The following is a 16,585-nucleotide window of genomic DNA, read 5'->3' on the forward strand; positions in this document are numbered from 1 at the left end:
TGGGTTCTTCTTGGTCGATGAACCATCTACCGGAGACCTCACTGCGTCCGGCTCACAACACGCCGATGCTCACCCCACTTCGAAACACGCCCTAGCGGGCGATCTCCATCTCCTTCGAGAGGTCGCGCCGACCGGCGAACAAGTGATGCTTGACCGAGCCCGACGAAATCCCAAGGGCGTGAGCCGCCTCGGCGGTCGTGAAGTTCAGAAGGTAGTGCAGCACGACTCGGTCCTGCTTCGCCTGCCAGGAGGCTCGATCGTCGACCAATGGGCGCCATGTTGATCATTGATTCCTGGGCGACGTCCGTGGCGAGCCCGAGATCACTACTCAGGGGCGGTGTCGTGGCTGGTCGCGCAGGTCGGCCAGCGCGGCACCGGTCGTTGGAAGGGAGCCCAGCGGCCGCTCGGCCTTCGTGACGCCGTCCAGCCCGGCAACCACGCAGGCCGGATGCTCGCCCAGCGCCTTGATAAGAGAAGATCGAATGCTTCTGATCTCGGTTTTTTTTTCACGGAAATCGGGGTGCTGAGCGCCGAACGCGGCCGGCCTCATGCCGACGCCCCGGCCCGGTTTCACGGGGGCGGCGAGACGGCGAAGCGCCGCCCCCGCGCACTCGGCGGGCGGGTGCTCCGGCCGCGACTTCGGAGGAAGACGTCTGCAGGCCACGTCCGACCGGCGCGTTGCACCCGCGCATTTCAGGCAGCTTGGGGTTTTGGGCTTGGGGGCGTCACGTGTGTTCCTGCTGACCCCGGGAAGAAGCCCGGATGAAGCCCGCCTCCATCCGGCCTTCACGGGGCGTATGCCGAGTGGCGGGCGGCGGTCGCTCAGACGGGTGGCATCAGATCGCTCTCGCTGATGGTGTAGGTCAGCAGGGGGTAGACGAAGTCCGTTTCGCTGTTCTCACGGCGCCGCAGCCGGTAGAACTCGCGCCTCTGCTCCTCGTCGACCGTCGTGAGGCGCGCTCCCTGCGGGAGATAGACGTGTCCGTCGCGAAACCGGACGACGGTCTTCGACGTCCGGAAGGTCACACCCAGCCATGGGTTGTCCGTCGGCGGGGCGGACGCGTCCAGCACGATCCTGTGCTTGAATCGCCGATTCGAGTCGACGGAGAACGCGACGACACTGTTCTCGACGAGGGGCATCTCGAACGTTCCGCCACCGGAGACCTTCGATTCGAAGATCAGCTTCCTGCGCGGGTTCCCTTCGGGACGCTCGTAGCAGGAGAAGACGGCGATGAACGAACCGTCGGCCAGATCGAGGGCCTGGTCGGAGTGGCCGCCCATCGTCTTGTAGGCGTTCGTGTAGCTCTCGATGAGAGCGTTGTTGAAGGCGACCGGAAGCGCCGCACACTGCTGGATCCGCTGCGCCAGCCGTTCGTGCACCGCCCGGAAACGCTGAGCCGGACTGCTGTAGCGAGTGGTGGTGCGCACGAGAGGCACGCCGCCCGCCTCGTCGATCCTGGTGAGTGTGGCGCCGCGCCGCCCTTTTCCCACGTCCTCGAGGCGAGCCGACGCGGACAGTTCTGCGAAGAGATCCGTTTCGGCCGGCAAGGTGCACGAGAAGATTTCATCGGAGATGTCAGATGCGGGGGGCAACGTAGTCTCCCTTGTTCATGCTGAAAAGGAACTCGTCGCCGTAGTCGACGAAGGACGTGGTCCTGTTCTCCTCGGCGTACAGCCCGCGCAGCTCGTTCATGCCCTCCGCCGTCGGCGGTTCCAGCCTCACCAGCCCCTCGTCCAGCTTGAGGAACGTCTGGCCTTCTTTGTGGACGGCCTCGGCGCTGGAGCAGCGCACAACGTAGCCCAGGCGGGTCGGAAGCAGCCCGGCGTCCAACGCCGAGGGTCGGATCTCGTGCGTGTAGAGGCGGTTGGTGGACAGAGGCATGAAGAACACGGAGCCGGGGTGGAGAGTGAGGGTGAACTGCTGGGGGAGCGCGACCCCGTCGCGTTCCCCGGTCGGCTCCTTGAGGCGAAAGTGGAGCCTGGTCAGCCCGCTGGTGCCCTTCACGCCGTAATCGAAGGTGTCTTCGGCGAGAGGGCGCAATCGGTCGAGCCGGTCATAGAAGGTGCAGAAGGCCATGATGCCGTTGACGGGCATGTCCTTGGTCTTGTCGGCATGAGCCGAGATCTTGGCCTTGGACTGCTTGCGCTCGGTCGCGGCGGGAGTGTTGTGGTAGATCTGGGCGAGGACGTGATTCAGCGGCGCCTGGTTCCGGAAGACGGCGGCGGCCTCGCCGTTCAGGGCCTCGACGATGCTCGTGTCGGTAGGCCGGAAGCCCTCGGTCGGCCCCGAGAGGTTCGTGGAACAGCGGAGCAGGCGGAAATGCAGTCCGTCGCTTCTTTGGGTGACGGGCGTCAGATAGATTCCGCTGCGATGAGCTGTTCCAGGTTTCGTGGACTCCGTCAAAGACTGGAACTCGTGCTCCGCGCGGATCCGGTCGAAGTAATCGCCGTCGAGGTCGAAGAAACGGCGGTAGTACACACCGGCGCCGTGGACACGGAGGGGAAGCCTGCCGAGGCCGACGGGGACCCAAGGTCCGTCGGCACCCTCGCGGTAACCGTGTGACAGCTCCCGGACGACGAACACCCGTGCCGCCGCGTACAGCCGGGGGCCGCTGATCCCGGAGACGTCGCCGCACAGGTAGACGGTCTTCTGCGCAAGGTCGAGCGAACCCGAGGCAAGGTCCTCCGGCGTGATCGTTGAACCGAAGAAGCCTCTGATCGAGTCATCGTCGTGCAACGCCGCAGGTGCGACCAGGACGTTCCCCGCGTCCTCGATGCGGGCTTCCGTCGGCTCCTTTGCGTGCATTAACTCTGACCTACCATTCGCACCCTGCGCCACGAACCCGCAGAGCCGACCGGATGCCCGCCGGTCCGTGCGCCCATTCCATGAACTTCCGGACAGTAGAGCAGGCAAGGTTATCACCCTAAAGCCGACCCTGCCCTGGTCGTAGGGCGTCCACATCCTCGAGGTCTTTTCCTCCTACGAAGTCATCTCATTTGGCAAGTCGGTGGTGGCAGATGAGGGTTGCGGCGATGGCGACGAAGTGCTCGGGCTTGGGTTCGTAGCGGCGGTGCAGTCGGCGGCAGCCGCTCAGCCAGGACACCGTCCGCTCCACCACCCAGCGGTAGCGCCCGAGCCGGTCGGAGGACTCGATGCCACGGCGCGCGATGCGCGGGGTGATGCCCCGCCTGCGTAGCCAGCGCCGCAGGTCGGCGTAGTCGTAGCCCTTGTCGCCGTGCAGCGTCGGAGCGGGCGGAGGCCATCCATAGGCCCCCGGGCGAGGGAGCTACGGGGCGCACGACCCCTTGCTGTCGGCGACCCGCAGCCTCAGTGTCGTGCCGTAGTGCTGGCGCATGCTCTGGCCGGCGGGCGGGTCCTGGGTGCAGACGGTACGTTCCAGATGCGAGCTGTCGTCGTATCCCTCGGTCACGATGGGCTCACTGCTGACGAGCGGGAAGCCGAGCCGCAGGGCGGCTTGCTTTGCGTCAGTGCCGGTCTTGCCGACGAAGTTGGGCACGACGGGCCAGGTGGTCACGCGGCCGTCGGGTGGGCAGGACACCTGCGGGGGCAGGAAGCCCAGTTCCACCTTCTTCCCTTGGGGGTCCTCGACCTGCGTGCAGACGACCCAGGTACCGGAATAGGACTCGCCGTCGAACAGGTGACCGTCGGGCAGGGCTCTGAACGCGCTGGTGTAGGCGGGCCAGGAACGCTGCAACTCGCCGCTGACGGCGTCGAGCGTCTTTCCCCTGAAGGAGGGCAGTACAGGTGAGGGACGCTGCGATTCTGCGCCGCTCCCCGCGCTTCCTGCGGCGGAATTGCTGTCGCCGCCCGAGCAGGCCGCAAGGCCGAGCACGGGCACCATCAGCAGACCGAAAGCCAAGGGCCGGATCCCCACCATGCGCCGCTCCCGAACATGATCAGACATGAACGCGGTGATCGTAGCCGTCTCCCCGCCGCCGCGCAGACTCTCCGGCACTCGCCCGATGGATGTCGAGACTGCTGAGGCTCGGCGTAGTTGTGGGGGTGCCCTGGGTGGTGCCTAGAGCCCGCCGTCATCGAAACCGTTTTCAACCCGGTCCGCTACGCGAGGCGGCCAGCGGTGCCCAGCGCCGGGCTGGCCGCGTGGTGGCCTGGGTCGGGCGAGCCAGGGAGCTCCGCAGAACCCACGGAACCCACAGAAGGCCCAGCAGCCGGGTCGGTGGACGGCGGGGAGGTTGGGTCCTCCCCGCCGCAAATGCGGAGTCAGCCAGGTCACTTCCTGTGCTGACTGATCGCAGCGCCGACGCCGGCGGCCGTGACCATGGAAATGCCGATCCAGGACGCCCAGTTCAGCTGTTGACCTGCGATCAGTCCCAGGATGGCACCGCACGCAGGTTCGGTGGGATTCAACAAGGCCACGGCGAAGGGGCGGATTCCCCGCTGCCATGCCACGTTGGATAACACCGTCGACAGGAAGGTCAGCGCCCCTGCCGCCAGGAAGATCAATAGATCATTCCTGCCTAGACCGAAGACCGCGTCTGACCCCTCCCATAGTGAAGCCAACACGAACATAAGGAGAATATTAGGGATTCTTGCCAAAGTCGTGCAGGTGGTGATGTCGCTTTTCTTGATGCTGGACATCATTTTCATGCCGACCAAGAAATTCGCCGCCAAAACCGCAACGACAGCGAATCCCCAGTAGTTGATCTCGCCCTCCCAGGAGGGTGTGAGCACGACGACACCAGAGAAACCCGCCGCCGGCCACGCCAGGTCCCGCCACCGGCGGGACCTCAGGATCTCGATGGTGACGAGCAGCATCGGGCCTCCGACATAGAAGGCCGCCAGCGCGATCCCGAGGGGCAGCATGCGGATGGAATACTGGAATGAGACGAACCCCACGCTAAGGCAGAGCCCCAGAATCAGCGCCGATCGCCAGATCGGCCAACCCGCCCGCAAAGACGGCCTGTACGTGATCAACAATGGTGCGATGCCGACTATCGCGACCCAGAGAGCAGCCGTGAACGGGCCGACTCTGCCAACCAGTCCCAAGGCGATCTGAACGGTGCCCGCCGTCACGCCCAGGGCAATTGAAAAAATCAACGCAAAAACTGCAATATTAGAATTCCTTGGGAGTTCTGCTGCACACATGCACCTCTCCCCCTTCTTGTTTGAGTTGCCCCCGCATCCTTTGGATGCAGGCATAGAAGACCGTCCGTGTTCACCACGGAACGGCAAGTGGATACGCCGTCTCGGTGCCTGCTCTACCGGACGGGTCGCACCGTGCGCCTGCCGGCCCCGTGTTTCCAGGGCCGGCAGGTTCGCGGTCCAATTTCATTCCGCCCGGAGCGGAGTGCCTACGGATTCGCGGTCGTCCGAACCACGGAAGGCGATGGACCTTTCCGCTGGTCGGGAGCCGGAATCAGATTTTTGGCAGTGTGAGGGCCGAATGGGCTTGGGGGACCTCCGAAGTGATCCGGGCCCGACTGCCTGACGGCGGTTCCTCGATGAGCGCGGGGAAGATCCGGTCCATGGCCGTCGCGCCCTCGTCCATCGCGGGCCTGGTCTGCTGCCGGTAGACCTTCTCGGTGACGGTCGTGCTCTTGTGTCCGACCGGGGGGAGATGTGCTCGATCGGCACGCCGCGGTCCGATTCCTGCGGCGTCCGCTGCTCGGCATAGAGGCCGACCTGGGCGATGACGCGCCGGAACTCTCGCCGGACGTCCCCAGCGTTGAGCTGCGCGCCGGCTCGGGGCGCGAACGCTAGGCCATCGCGTGCTGACCCGCTTGGCCTTGCGGCTTCCGCTGCGACGGTCGACCGTGCCGAGATGCAGCCAAAGTAGGCTACAGATTGTGACGATTCAGAGACGTGCTGTCCTTGTGGGTGTCGCTGGCCTTGTCGGCGCGGGGGTCTGCGCGTCGGCTACCGCGGCTGCCTGTCCTCTGACGTGGAATTGCTGGACTTCGCCGATCTGGGCATGTCGGCCATCATTCGTTAAGTTCTCGGTGAGGCACGCGGCGGGTCGGTGGTGAGCATGCACCCCGGCCACACTGGAACGGTCGAGGCGTTGGCGGCGGTTCTGGACGGCCTGCGTCGGCGTGGGCTTCGGGCGGTGACCGTCGCTGAGCTGGTCCGAACATGAAGCGCCGATGGGCACCGGCTGTGACCGCCGGGCTGCTGGTCGCAGGGTGCTCTTCAGCTGGCCAGCCGGGCGGTGCTGATTCGCGGAAGCTCACGAGTCACGCTGTTGCCGGCCCGCTGACGTCGCCGACGGACCTCTACGAGCACGACCGGCCGGGCATGCTCAGCCCACAGGTGCGGGACCTGCCGGCGCGTGTGTATGTGCCGAATTCACAGAGCGACGACGTGATCGTGCTAGATCAGAAGACGTTCACACGGGTGGGGCGGTTTCGGGTCGGCCGTAAGCCGCAGCATGTCGTCCCGTCCTGGGACATGCGGACGCTGTGGGTCAACGACAACGACTCCAACGACCTTGTCCCGATCGACCCGCGCACCGGCCGCCCGGGCAAGCCGGTCTCGGTCGACGACCCCTACAACATGTACTTCACGGCGGACGGCCGGTTCGCGATCATCATGGCGGAGCGGCTGCAGCGCATCGACTTCCGGGACGCCCACTCGATGCGGCTGCGCAAGCACGTGGACGTGCCGTGCCGCGGCCCCAACCATGCCGACTTCTCGGCTTCGGGAGACTTCTTCCTCACCGCGTGTGAGTTCTCCGGCGAAGTGCTGCGCGTCGACACCCGTGGGCAGAGGGTCACCGGCGTGCTCAAGTTGGCGAAGGGCGCGATGCCGCAGGACGTGAAGACCTCTCCCGACGGCCGGACGTTCTACATCGCTGACATGGCCTCCAACGGCGTCTGGACGATCGACGCGTCGACGTTCCGCGTGACCGGCTTCATCCGTACCGGCAAGGGCGCACATGGGCTGTATGTGAGCCGTGACTCGACCACCCTGTACGTCACCAACCGGGCTGAAGGCTCTATCTCCCTGATCTCGTTCAAGACGGGGCGGGTAGCGCGGCGATGGCGGCTGCCCGGTGGCGGCTCGCCCGACATGGGCGGGGTGTCGGCCGACGGGCAGGTGCTGTGGCTGTCGGGTCGCTACCACAGCGAGGTGTACGCGATCTCTACGGTCACAGGCCGGTTGATTCGCCGCATCCGTGTCGGTGACGGCCCGCACGGTCTGTGCGTGTTTCCGCAGCCTGGCCGCTACTCCCTTGGCCACACCGGCGTTTTCCGCTGAACATGGACGTCCGCCCTGGCCGAGCTCGTCCTCGGCTTTGCGGCCTACGCGGATATCACCTACGGAGAGGCATGAGCGTAGCCGCGTTCGCGAGGTCCTAGCCGTCAGGGGCTGGCGATCCGGCGGAGGGCGTCGGCGTATCGGCGGACTGCCTGCGCCGGGAGCCGCCCGGCGGGGAGCTCGACCACGAACGCGCTACTGCGGACGACGGTGTTCTCCCAGCCGGTGACACTGCCTGGAAAGTGGGTGAGCGAGCGCAGCGGGAGCCCGACGTCGCGGGCGAAGCGCCGCTCGACGTCCTTGGGTCCTTCGGAGTCATCGACGACGGCCAAGTGCTGGTGGAACCAGATGCCGATGGTCGGGCGGATCCGCCGGATGAGGTCGGCGGCGTACCGCGATTCCGGCTCTGAGAGTGGCCGGGGGCCGGAGTAGGTGACTGAGCCGCGCGAGTCGATCGGTCGCCACCCAGCTGGGAAGTTGCGGTTGAGGTCGACGCCGTGCGCGTTTCCCCGCGTCCGGGCCGCCATCCCGTCCGGGTTGAACGTTGGGACAACCCACAAGTTCGTGTCCGTCGGCCCGGTTCTGGCGGCCAGTGCATGTGCCACCGGCACGCCGGCCGGCTCGTCTCCGTGCAGGCAGCCGACGACCAGCACTCGTCGAGCCGCTCGCGGGTTCCCCAGTTCGACGGCGACGATCGGGCGTCCCTGGACGGATCTGCCCAGTAACACCGTCCTGCGGGCCCCATATGTCGCCGCCGACCGACCGGCTTTCCCGGGCCTGCTGCACGCTGCCGAGAAGATCAGAGTGTTGAGGAGGGCAAGTCCAACGGCGAGCAAGATCGTCGGCCGCCGACCCGTCATGAAGTGTCCCCCCCAGACATGTGCCTCGACTGATCTGGGGGACGCAATACCAGATACCCAAGTCACGAATAGTGACACTTTGAATGCATGTAGTCGCCTAAGTGGCATGACGCTGTGCCAACCGCCTCGTGCCCGTGGGCAGGATGGGCGACGGGAGCCCTCGTTTGTTCGATCGGGCTGAAACCGCGTAAGAGCCGACGCGCCACGGCGCCCGCCGGCGCCCGTGCTCGCCTTACTCGCGTTCGGATGCGCTACGGCGTTGACGGCCCTCACCGTGGATGTCGCGGCCGGTGAGGCGGGTCGGTGGGAAGCGCCGGTCCACGCCTGGTTCCTCGGGCACCGTCTCGGGCCGGTGACCGTGTTGATGGAGACGGTGGCCTGGCTAGATTCGAGGATGCTTTTGGGGCGTCGCGCGCTGGCTTGGCAGATCGTCCGGACAAGGCGCACCGGCGCCGTCCGCCGATACGGCGGAAGCGCCGGACTCTGGGTGGTGCCGGGGGAGTGGTCTCGGTGGCACGCTGACCGGGGGCAGGGTGGCGTGGGCCACGGCAAGCGCAACGAGCTCAGCTCACCGGGCGCGGACGTCAGCTTCCGGCTGTGCGGCGGATGTACAGGGTGAGCCGGATGCTCCCGAACCGCCTTGAGCTGGTCGCTCGGAGACCTTTGTCGTTCTTGAGGATCGCGAGATCGCGCGGAGACGCTGCGCTGCGGTACCGGTGATCGTGGGGGAGTATCTGGACGAGCCAGATCCGGGACTCGGCTGCCAGAGCCGACCGGAAAGAGCCGGGCTGCAGGTTCGTCTCGTGGTGTTGCAGGGTCGTCGTGTTCAACCGGGCGAAGGCGTCGGCGTAGGCGGTCGCGAAAGCCTGCCGATCCGCGGGCAGGTACAGGACCGCGTCCCCCGGGTGCGAGTGCCGCCGCAGGGCGGCGGCCAGGGAGCGCAGGTCGTCCGGACGGCTCCGCGGTTCACGCTCAGCGAGTTGGGCGGGGAGCGTCACCAGCGCCAGGACCGCCAGCACGGTGACCGCGGCCGCTACGGGGAACCAGGATCGGCCAACAGGCAGCCGCCCGACCACGGTGTCCAGCGCTACCCCGCCCAGCAGCGCGAGAGCGCAGACGGAGTAGAGGATGTATCGGGGGTGATAGACGGGATGGACCTGGGACACGCTCCACGCCAGGACGAACGGTAAGCACATCCACGGGACGGTCAGCGCGGCGGCGTTGCGATGATCGCGAACGAGCAGTCGTGCCGTCCCCACCACGACGGCCGCCACCAGCACGAGCAGGAGGACGCGTCCGCCGCCGGTGACCCACAGGCCGAGGCTGTAAAGCGCCCTGGTTCCGGGGCGCTCCAACCAGGACACCTGGGCGGCCTCTTGGCCGCGCGCGACCACTGCGAGCGGTGACACCAGGAGTACCGCAGCCAGGGCGGCCAGCCCCCAGCTCGCGCGGTGGCGGCGCCGCCACCGGGGATGCCTCCACATGCCGACGGTCGCGGCGTGGGCGGGTAGGAGGAACAGCGCGTAAAGGTGAAGCCAGCCCACCAGGCCCATTGTCGCCGCGTATGCGGCGTACCATCTGATCTGGGGACGCGAATCCTGCAACGCCCGGACCAGGAAGTAGGTGGCCAGGACGGCGCCCGCGCTGACCATCGCGTACTGGCGAGCCTCCTGCCCGTACCGGCTGGTGATCGGCAGCAGGCCGTACAGCAGCCCGCCGTAGAGGCCCGCCTTGGCCGAGTACAGCCGCCCGCCGATGGCGGCGATCCCCATGGCCGTCACGCCGGAGGCCACCGCCGAGGGCGTGCGGGTGATCACCTCGCTCGTTCCCAGCCTGGTCACCAGGTGCATCAGCAGGTAGTACAGGCCGTGGACCGCGTCGATGCGGGAGATGAAGCTCGTCAGCGCGCCGAGCCCGCCGCGCCCGACGGTCACGCTGACCGACTCGTCCCGCCAGTACGAGGGCACGCTGATCCGCCACATGCACATGCCGAGCGTGACCACCCCTGGAATCACCAGGTACGGCCACGTCGCGGCACGATGCCCCGCAGTGTCGGACAGCGCGGTGGTCGTGCTCTGAGTGCCGGTCGGCGCCATGTCTCACCCCCCGTCGACCGAGTCGAGGACGTCAGGAAGGTCTTCACCATTTGTCACGACCCCTAACCGAAGGTCGCCGCCAAGGGTCCCAGGGCGACGTTCAGGGCGCGCCCACTCGCGGGGTGCCGGGATTCCGTGCCCACGAAGAACCGCGGGCTGAAACCTGATGAATTGACCAGAGTCGACAACCATCGAGCAGGCCCTCGGAGGCGGGTTCCCTGGTGGTCGACCTTCTCGACGGCGAGGGGCCGGTGCAAAGCGCAGGCTCGTCGGGATCGTCGCCGCCTGCGCCGCCCGCGAAGATCGCCTCAAGGCCCAGGACTGCTTCAACTGATCGGCCCAGGCATCGCGTCGTGCGACGCCTAGGCCGATCTCGCCGTCGCTCAAGGCCGTTCCGGCCGTGGGTTCCGAGGGCCGACCACATCATTTGCCTTCGGCTGTCTCCGTGGAGTCCGTGACGCGGTCGAGCCGGGCGACCAGATCGCGCAGGGCGGCCAACTCCTCTGCCAGCGCACGTGACCCCTTCGGGGTCAAACTGAGCCAGGTCCGGGGACGGCGTCCGTGGTAGCCCTTGTGGATCTCGACATAGCCGGCCTCGTCCAGCGTCCGTAGATGGCGGGACAGATTGCCGTCGGTGAGGTTCAGGGTGTCGCGCAGATACCCGAATTCGGCACGGTCGATCTCGTGCAGCACCGTCATAATGCCGAGACGGGTGCGATGGTGGACGGTGTCGTTGAGGCCTTGCGTGGGGTGCGGTGCCCCTGGCTGCCCGCTGGTCTCCCTCATGCCTGGACTGGGGCCGCTGCGGTGACCGAACGCAGTCGCGCCCACGCCCGCAACTGGACGACCAGCGCGCCGACCAGCAGGACGGCGGCCAGCAGGATCAGGTTCTGTGCCGGGTTGAGCATTCCATCGATCATGCCGCCGGACGGGGGCACGAGCCAAGCAGGGATTTGGCCGAGGCCGTAGCCGTTCATGATGACGCACAGCCCCCCGTACACGAGAGCGCAGACCGCGACCCCCAGGCTCCGCTCCACCTTGGCCAGGACCAGCAACCCGAGCGCGATCGCTAGCAAAGGACTGACCACGGCACTCGCCACGAAACTTTCTCCCAGGGGCGGAGGCGCCTTCTGGGCGCCGTGGTTCTGTGCGAATACGGCGAGCAAGAACACGGCGAACAGCGCCGTGCCCACGTACGCCCAGGGCTGCCACCGCGCGGTGAGGCCGACGCGGGCGGCCCGTCGCTGGTACCACAAGGCGCATGCCAGGTAGCTCAGCGGCCCTGTGATCAGCCAGAACGCGATCGAGAGGGCCCCCGATCGGTCGAACCCGTCCAGCCCCGCGTAGCCGCTGGTCGAACCGGGTCTGCTCACGCTGCCGCCGTCCGGCAGGGTCTGCATCGCGTGGAAGGGGTGGGAGTACAGGGGGATCGAGGCCAGCGTCAGCAGGCCGAAGATCATCAGCGGGACCGCCGCCCCACGCGCACGGGCACGGGTGAGCCGCCGCAGCCTGGCCACCTCGTCGAGCATCTGGTCGGGGGACTGTGAATCCACGATGCCTCCATCGTCTTGCGCTTGCGAAGTACTTTGCAACAGCGAGTACTTTCAAGTCAAGAGTGCGAGCGACGCTCCCGGAGCAGGAGGACGGTCAGGGCGGTAGGTCGCTCGCGCCGCCGCCCACGGAACCGCGCAGGTCAGCCCCAGCCAACGCCGGTCGTTCGGGAACTCGCTCCAGGCGCGGTTGTCGAACCCGATGACGAACAGGTCGAGGTTGCCGGGGGCGCGGGCCGGAACCGCCGGCTCGACCATGTCCGCGCGGGTGTTACAGGCCCGCGAACGGGAGCCGGACGTCCGGCCTGGGGGCCTGTTGCCGGTGACCGGCACCAGGCGCTCTGCATCGCCCTCCGCCAGGCGTCTTGACCAGCGTCCCGCAGGTCTTTCCCCTGATGCGATCGGGAGCATCGGAGCTGTATTTGCTCAGACCTGCGCAAAACCTGTCCATAGACAGGTGGGTAGCTCTCGGAGCGATATAGGGGTTTTCCCCCTCCCGGTTTCTCGGGTCCGCTGAGCATGCTGGAGAGGAGCCGGTTCCTATGGCGGAGCCAGGCGTCTTGTTCTAGATCTTTGGAGCGGTTCGATGAGTTTCGGAAGGGACGACTTCCCCCTGTGGGGTTCCTTGGCCACCGTGATGGTCGAGAGGCCCGAGTGCCTCGATGCGGCCCGGCGCGCTGTCGACTCGGTGGTCGCCGACTTCGATGCCGCGTTCGTCCAGGAGGGGTCGGATCTTGCGCGCGTCAACGCCGCCAGTGGCGCTCCAGTGCGGGTCAGCGCCACTTTCCTGGCCGTGCTCTGGACGGCGCTCCACGCGTTCGACCTGACGGAAGGGCTCGTCGATCCCGTCGTTGGCGATTCTCCCGCCGGAAACCGGAGTGTCGTGATCGACGAACCGCCCGGCACGGTGATGACGCCCCCGGGGACGACTCTCGACCTGTGGGGGATCGCGCAGGCGTTCGCCGCCGACAGGGCAGCCGAATCCGCGGCCGGACTGGCTGGATGCGGAGTCTGCGTCTGCCTTCCGGGCAGCTTCGCGACCGCGGGACCGGTGCCCGTCTCGGGCTGGCCGGTGCAGGTGACCAACGGTCGCCGTGAGCAGGACGACGGAGCTTTCCGTGGCATGAGCCTCGTGCTGCGGACGCCTGGCGGACTGGCCACCTCCGTCCTGGCGGCGCAGGCTCGCGAGCCCGGACAGGCACCGGCGCGGTCGCTGCCGGCCAGTGATCAGTCCTGGCATGCGGTGTCGGTCTTCGGTCTTCGCTGCGTCGCCGCCAAGACCGCCAGCATCGCCGCCCTCTCCTTGGGAGACGCTGCCATCACCTGGTTGGAGGCCCGGGAGTTGCGTGCCCGCATGGTGCACACGAACGGCACGGTGACCAACGTCGGATGCTGACCCAGGCGTACTCAGCCGCCAGGGCTCGCCTCGTCTCCCCGCCCTTGCCTCCAGACCCAGGACGCGATCTGCACGCGGGAGTTGAAGCCGAGTTTGTTCATGATGTGCTCTATGTGCCCTTCGACGGTGCGCGTCGAGATCACCAACCAGGCGGCGATCTCCTTGTTGCTCGCTCCCTCCGCCACCAGGCCGGCGATCTGCGCCTCCCGTGGGGTCAGCGGCGAGGACGTGCTGGGATCAGTGCTCTCGGTGCCAGCGGCCGAGGACTCGCCCAGGGCATAGGCGACCCCTTCCTCGAAGGGCATCTCCAGCCCGCGGTGCAACTCCTTGAGGAATTTCGAAGGGCCGAGTGCGCGCCGGACTTCTTCCTCGCAGGCGTCGTGGTATCGCACCAGGTGCCCGTACCCGGAGAGGGGAGCGCCGAGTGCGTTCCACAGGGCTTGGGCGATTCCCAAGAAGCTCGCCGCTCGCGCATGCCGCCCCTCGGTGGCGTCCACCCAGGCCAAGACCTCCAAGTTGAGGCCCATACCGAAAGGGTCCTCCAGGGAGCGGTTGGCGCGCAGGCTGTCCTGCTCCAGCGCGGTTGCGCGGGCCATGTCGCCTTCCAGCCATCTCTCGACCCCAAGGGCCATCATCGTGTACGACCGATGCCAGGTCTCCCCGTGGGCGTCACAAATGGCGAGCCCCTCTTCACCAAGCGAGACGGCGGCCGCCGTCTGGCCCAGATAGGAATAGGCGAGTGAGAGGCGAACCAGGGCGAGCACGTGGCCGACCGGGTCGCCCGTAAGGGTGTGCCGGTCGATGCCCTCCTGGTACAGGACGATCGCCGTCTTCACGTCCTGACGACCCATGGCGACCATTCCGGAGAACACGGCCACATATCCGAGCACGTGCTCGAGATCGAGTCGCTCTCCGATCGCCTTGCTCTCCTCCAGCATCGCGGCCGCGGTCTCGAGGTCGCTCTGGATGATCGCCAGCCAGCTGGCGCACCACAAGGCCCGGGCGCGAGGCTCGTCGGCAGCGGGGGCGCGATCCAGGGCCCGGTCGATCCAGTGTCGCCCTTCGGTCAGGTAGTAGCTTGTGATCCAGTGGTAGAGCAGGTCGGCGACCATGCCGAGTGCTGCGCGGCCGCCGGAGCGGTCGGACAGGTAGTGTTCCAGGGCGGCGCGCAGGTTGCTGTGCTCCACTTGGAGTTTGCTCAGCCATGCGATCTGGTCAGGGCCGAACAGGCTGGCATCCGCCTTGGCCGCCAGCTTCCGGTAGTAGTCGCGATGGCGGCGTCTCAGCTCGGCATCTCGCCCGGATTCGGCCAGTCGTTCTCGGCCGTACTGCCGGAGCGTCTCCAGCAGCCGATACCGGACCCTGCCCGCCTGCTCCTCACGGCTGACAATCGACTTCTCCACCAGCGCGGCGACCACGTCGACGACGTCCGCTCGCTCGACCCCCTCGCCCGAACACACCTCCTCGACGGCCTCCAGATCACAACCCCCGCTGAAGACCGACATTCCCGCCCACACGCTGCGTTCTTGCTGGTCGCAGAGTTGGTGGCTCCAATCCATCAGCGCCTGCAGCGTCTGGTGCCGCGGCAGTTCCGCCCGCGATCCTCGGGTGAGCAGCCGGAAGCGGTCGTCGAGTCGTTCCAGCACCTGCTCCACCGAGAGCCCGCGCAGGCGTGCCGCCGCCATCTCAATGGCCAGCGGCAACCCGTCCAGGCGCCGGCAGATCAACTCCACCGCCTCCTGGTTGGCCTCGGTGAGCGTGAACTCGGGCAGCACTGCCCGTGCGCGGTCGGCGAACAACTCGGCCGCCTCCGTGGCGCGCGGCGCGGCGGCGTTCCGATGTGAAGTCCGCTGGTCCAGCGGCAGTGGCGGGACGGGCAGGGTCTGTTCCCCGGCGATCCCCAGAACCTGCTGGCTGGTGGCGAGAATTCGCAACCCTGAGGCCGAGCGCAGCAAGTTCTCGGCCAGAAACGCACACGCGTTGTGAAGGTGCTCGCAATTGTCCAGCACCACCAGCATGTGCTTGTCGCGCAGATTCTCGATCAGCGCTTCCAAGGGCGGCCGGCCGGACCAATCCCTGATCTTGAGCACCTCCATGACCGTGGTGGTCAGCAGCTCGGGCTCATCGAGGTTGGCGAGTTCGACCATCCACACCCCGTCGGGGAACTCCCGCTCCAAGCTCGTGGCCATCCGACCGGCCAACCTGGTCTTGCCGACTCCACCCGCGCCCGTCAACGTCACCAATCGGGACGCGGACAGCAGACGCTTGACCTCGGCCGACTCTCGGCTTCGCCCAACGAAGCTCGTCGACTCCGCGGGGGGCTTGGACAGCTGCCATCTGGTCGCCTCGTTCGGTCCCGCTGAAGCCATCACCATCCCACCCGGCGTCGCCGCCCAGGTTGCTCTGACCGATGGCCACCCACACTATTGGCGTAAATCCCCATGCAAACCCATGAAAGGGTTAAGTTGCGGTCTGGTGGTGTTTGCCGGCCATCGGCCACCGGTCGGTGACGACTGGCCCGACCTGTGCGCGGAGGCAGCGACCGGAGCGCGGTCACCCCTGGAGCCCGACGCGCTGCTCCTGGCGCAGGCAGCGAGGCCTGCGCGGCGCCGAAGCCGACAATCCGCCGAGTCAAGATCGTCACCGGCTCCAGGTGACCTCGGCCGACCCCCACGGCACTGCCAAGCCCGCTTCGAGAGAAACGCGGAAGCCCGACCTGGCGGTCGGCGCGGACGGCCTCCGCTCCGCGGTACGGAAATCAACCGGCCTAGACCACGAGCGTTGGATTGCCCTCGACATGTCGCGGGTGGCCGCCATGTCGGCGGATCGCCGCTGGCAATGGTCGGTGACGGGCCGTTCCGGCCATCACCACCGGTCCAGCGCGACGCCATCTCGTCGTCGTCGCCATCCGCCTCGGTGGCGGTGACCGCCAGGGTGTAGGCGTCGGACATCGTGCAACCGGCTCCCTGCGCCAGAGCAGGGCACCTCGCCTGCGCCGAGTCGCCCACCAGGGCCTCCATCCGGACTTCACGGGTCGTACGCCGAATGGCGGAGTCGCTCAGACGGGCGGCAAGGGGCATCTCGAACATTCCGCCACCGAAGTCCTTCGCTTCGAAGATCAGCTTCCTGCGCGGGTTCATTTCGGGACGCCCCTAGCAGGAGAGACGGCGATGAACGAACCGTCGGCCCGCTGCGAAGGCGCCGTGGCGGACGCCGCGGGGGAGTCCGGCATGCGGGCGGTCGTCTGGGTCACGGCTGGGCACTCGCGGGACCGATTGGTGAGATCGGTCGCCAGGGTGGCGTCCACGGGCTGCGGCCCGCTCGCCGCCAGCGGCCCGCATCGACGCTTCCCGGCTCTGGTCGTGAGGCCGAGCGCCGTGACGGCGCTAAGGGCGGCGGCAGGTCGACGGTGGCGGCGGCGATCACGCTGGGCAGGGCCAAGC

At 67.3% G+C, this 16,585-nt stretch carries 14 protein-coding genes and 1 pseudogene; 2 read left to right on the top strand and 13 right to left on the bottom strand.

Annotation, left to right across the window (positions count from 1 at the left end; translation table 11 throughout):
- Positions 1-91: 91 nt before the first annotated feature.
- The 7 genes and pseudogenes from AB0C87_RS14865 to AB0C87_RS14895 all read right to left on the bottom strand — a co-directional run bounded on the left by AB0C87_RS14865 (position 92) and on the right by AB0C87_RS14895 (position 5,128).
- Positions 92-223 (bottom strand): sigma factor-like helix-turn-helix DNA-binding protein, encoded by a 132-nt coding sequence (locus AB0C87_RS14865; protein WP_360577864.1) that lies wholly within the window; start codon positions 221-223, stop codon positions 92-94.
- A gap of 105 nt (positions 224-328) precedes the next feature.
- Positions 329-550 (bottom strand): hypothetical protein, encoded by a 222-nt coding sequence (locus tag AB0C87_RS14870; RefSeq protein WP_360577866.1) that lies wholly within the window; start codon positions 548-550, stop codon positions 329-331.
- A gap of 272 nt (positions 551-822) precedes the next feature.
- Complete coding sequence (locus tag AB0C87_RS14875) at positions 823-1,593, bottom strand: hypothetical protein (RefSeq protein WP_360577868.1); 771 nt, start codon at positions 1,591-1,593, stop codon at positions 823-825.
- The gene (locus tag AB0C87_RS14880; protein ID WP_360577870.1) at positions 1,577-2,839 is read right to left on the bottom strand and encodes a hypothetical protein; all 1,263 of its coding nucleotides are present in this window, start codon (positions 2,837-2,839) and stop codon (positions 1,577-1,579) included. Before AB0C87_RS14880 ends, AB0C87_RS14875 begins: the two co-directional genes overlap by 17 nt.
- A gap of 154 nt (positions 2,840-2,993) precedes the next feature.
- Positions 2,994-3,242: pseudogene (locus AB0C87_RS14885) on the bottom strand (transposase); the annotation flags it as partial.
- 45 nt (positions 3,243-3,287) lie between these two features.
- Positions 3,288-3,926 (bottom strand): PASTA domain-containing protein, encoded by a 639-nt coding sequence (locus AB0C87_RS14890; protein WP_360577871.1) that lies wholly within the window; start codon positions 3,924-3,926, stop codon positions 3,288-3,290.
- A gap of 326 nt (positions 3,927-4,252) precedes the next feature.
- A complete protein-coding gene (locus AB0C87_RS14895) occupies positions 4,253-5,128 on the bottom strand; it encodes a hypothetical protein (RefSeq protein ID WP_360577873.1) in 876 nt (291 codons plus the stop codon).
- Positions 5,129-6,139: 1,011 nt separating this feature from the next.
- Between AB0C87_RS14895 and AB0C87_RS14900 the strand changes: the two genes are divergently transcribed.
- Positions 6,140-7,240: a YncE family protein gene (locus tag AB0C87_RS14900; protein WP_360577875.1), complete on the top strand. Its 1,101-nt coding sequence runs from the start codon at positions 6,140-6,142 to the stop codon at positions 7,238-7,240.
- 104 nt (positions 7,241-7,344) lie between these two features.
- Here AB0C87_RS14900 and AB0C87_RS14905 read toward each other — a convergent pair whose 3' ends face one another.
- From AB0C87_RS14905 to AB0C87_RS14925, 5 genes are all read right to left on the bottom strand, one after another.
- Positions 7,345-8,100, bottom strand: a complete 756-nt coding sequence (locus AB0C87_RS14905; RefSeq protein WP_360577877.1) for a DUF2817 domain-containing protein — start codon at positions 8,098-8,100, stop codon at positions 7,345-7,347.
- 584 nt (positions 8,101-8,684) lie between these two features.
- Positions 8,685-10,196, bottom strand: a complete 1,512-nt coding sequence (locus AB0C87_RS14910) for a glycosyltransferase family 39 protein (RefSeq protein ID WP_360577879.1) — start codon at positions 10,194-10,196, stop codon at positions 8,685-8,687.
- A gap of 423 nt (positions 10,197-10,619) precedes the next feature.
- On the bottom strand, positions 10,620-10,982 hold the full coding sequence (locus tag AB0C87_RS14915; RefSeq protein WP_360577881.1) for a transcriptional regulator: 363 nt from the start codon (positions 10,980-10,982) through the stop codon (positions 10,620-10,622).
- Positions 10,979-11,749, bottom strand: coding sequence for a hypothetical protein (locus tag AB0C87_RS14920; RefSeq protein WP_360577883.1), 771 nt, complete (start codon positions 11,747-11,749; stop codon positions 10,979-10,981). The genes AB0C87_RS14915 and AB0C87_RS14920 overlap by 4 nt, the downstream gene beginning before the upstream one ends.
- A 51-nt stretch (positions 11,750-11,800) precedes the next feature.
- Positions 11,801-12,004, bottom strand: a complete 204-nt coding sequence (locus AB0C87_RS14925; protein ID WP_360577885.1) for a hypothetical protein — start codon at positions 12,002-12,004, stop codon at positions 11,801-11,803.
- Between the two features lie 328 nt (positions 12,005-12,332).
- On the opposite strand from AB0C87_RS14925, the gene AB0C87_RS14930 reads away from it, so the two are divergent.
- Complete coding sequence (locus AB0C87_RS14930) at positions 12,333-13,142, top strand: FAD:protein FMN transferase (protein WP_360577887.1); 810 nt, start codon at positions 12,333-12,335, stop codon at positions 13,140-13,142.
- A gap of 11 nt (positions 13,143-13,153) precedes the next feature.
- On the opposite strand, the gene AB0C87_RS14935 is transcribed toward AB0C87_RS14930, so the two are convergent.
- Positions 13,154-15,517 (bottom strand): LuxR C-terminal-related transcriptional regulator, encoded by a 2,364-nt coding sequence (locus tag AB0C87_RS14935; protein ID WP_360577889.1) that lies wholly within the window; start codon positions 15,515-15,517, stop codon positions 13,154-13,156.
- Between the last annotated feature and the right edge of the window lie 1,068 nt (positions 15,518-16,585).

The sequence above is a fragment of the Actinomadura sp. NPDC048021 genome (assembly GCF_040653135.1).
GTDB lineage: Bacteria > Actinomycetota > Actinomycetes > Streptosporangiales > Streptosporangiaceae > Spirillospora > Spirillospora verrucosospora.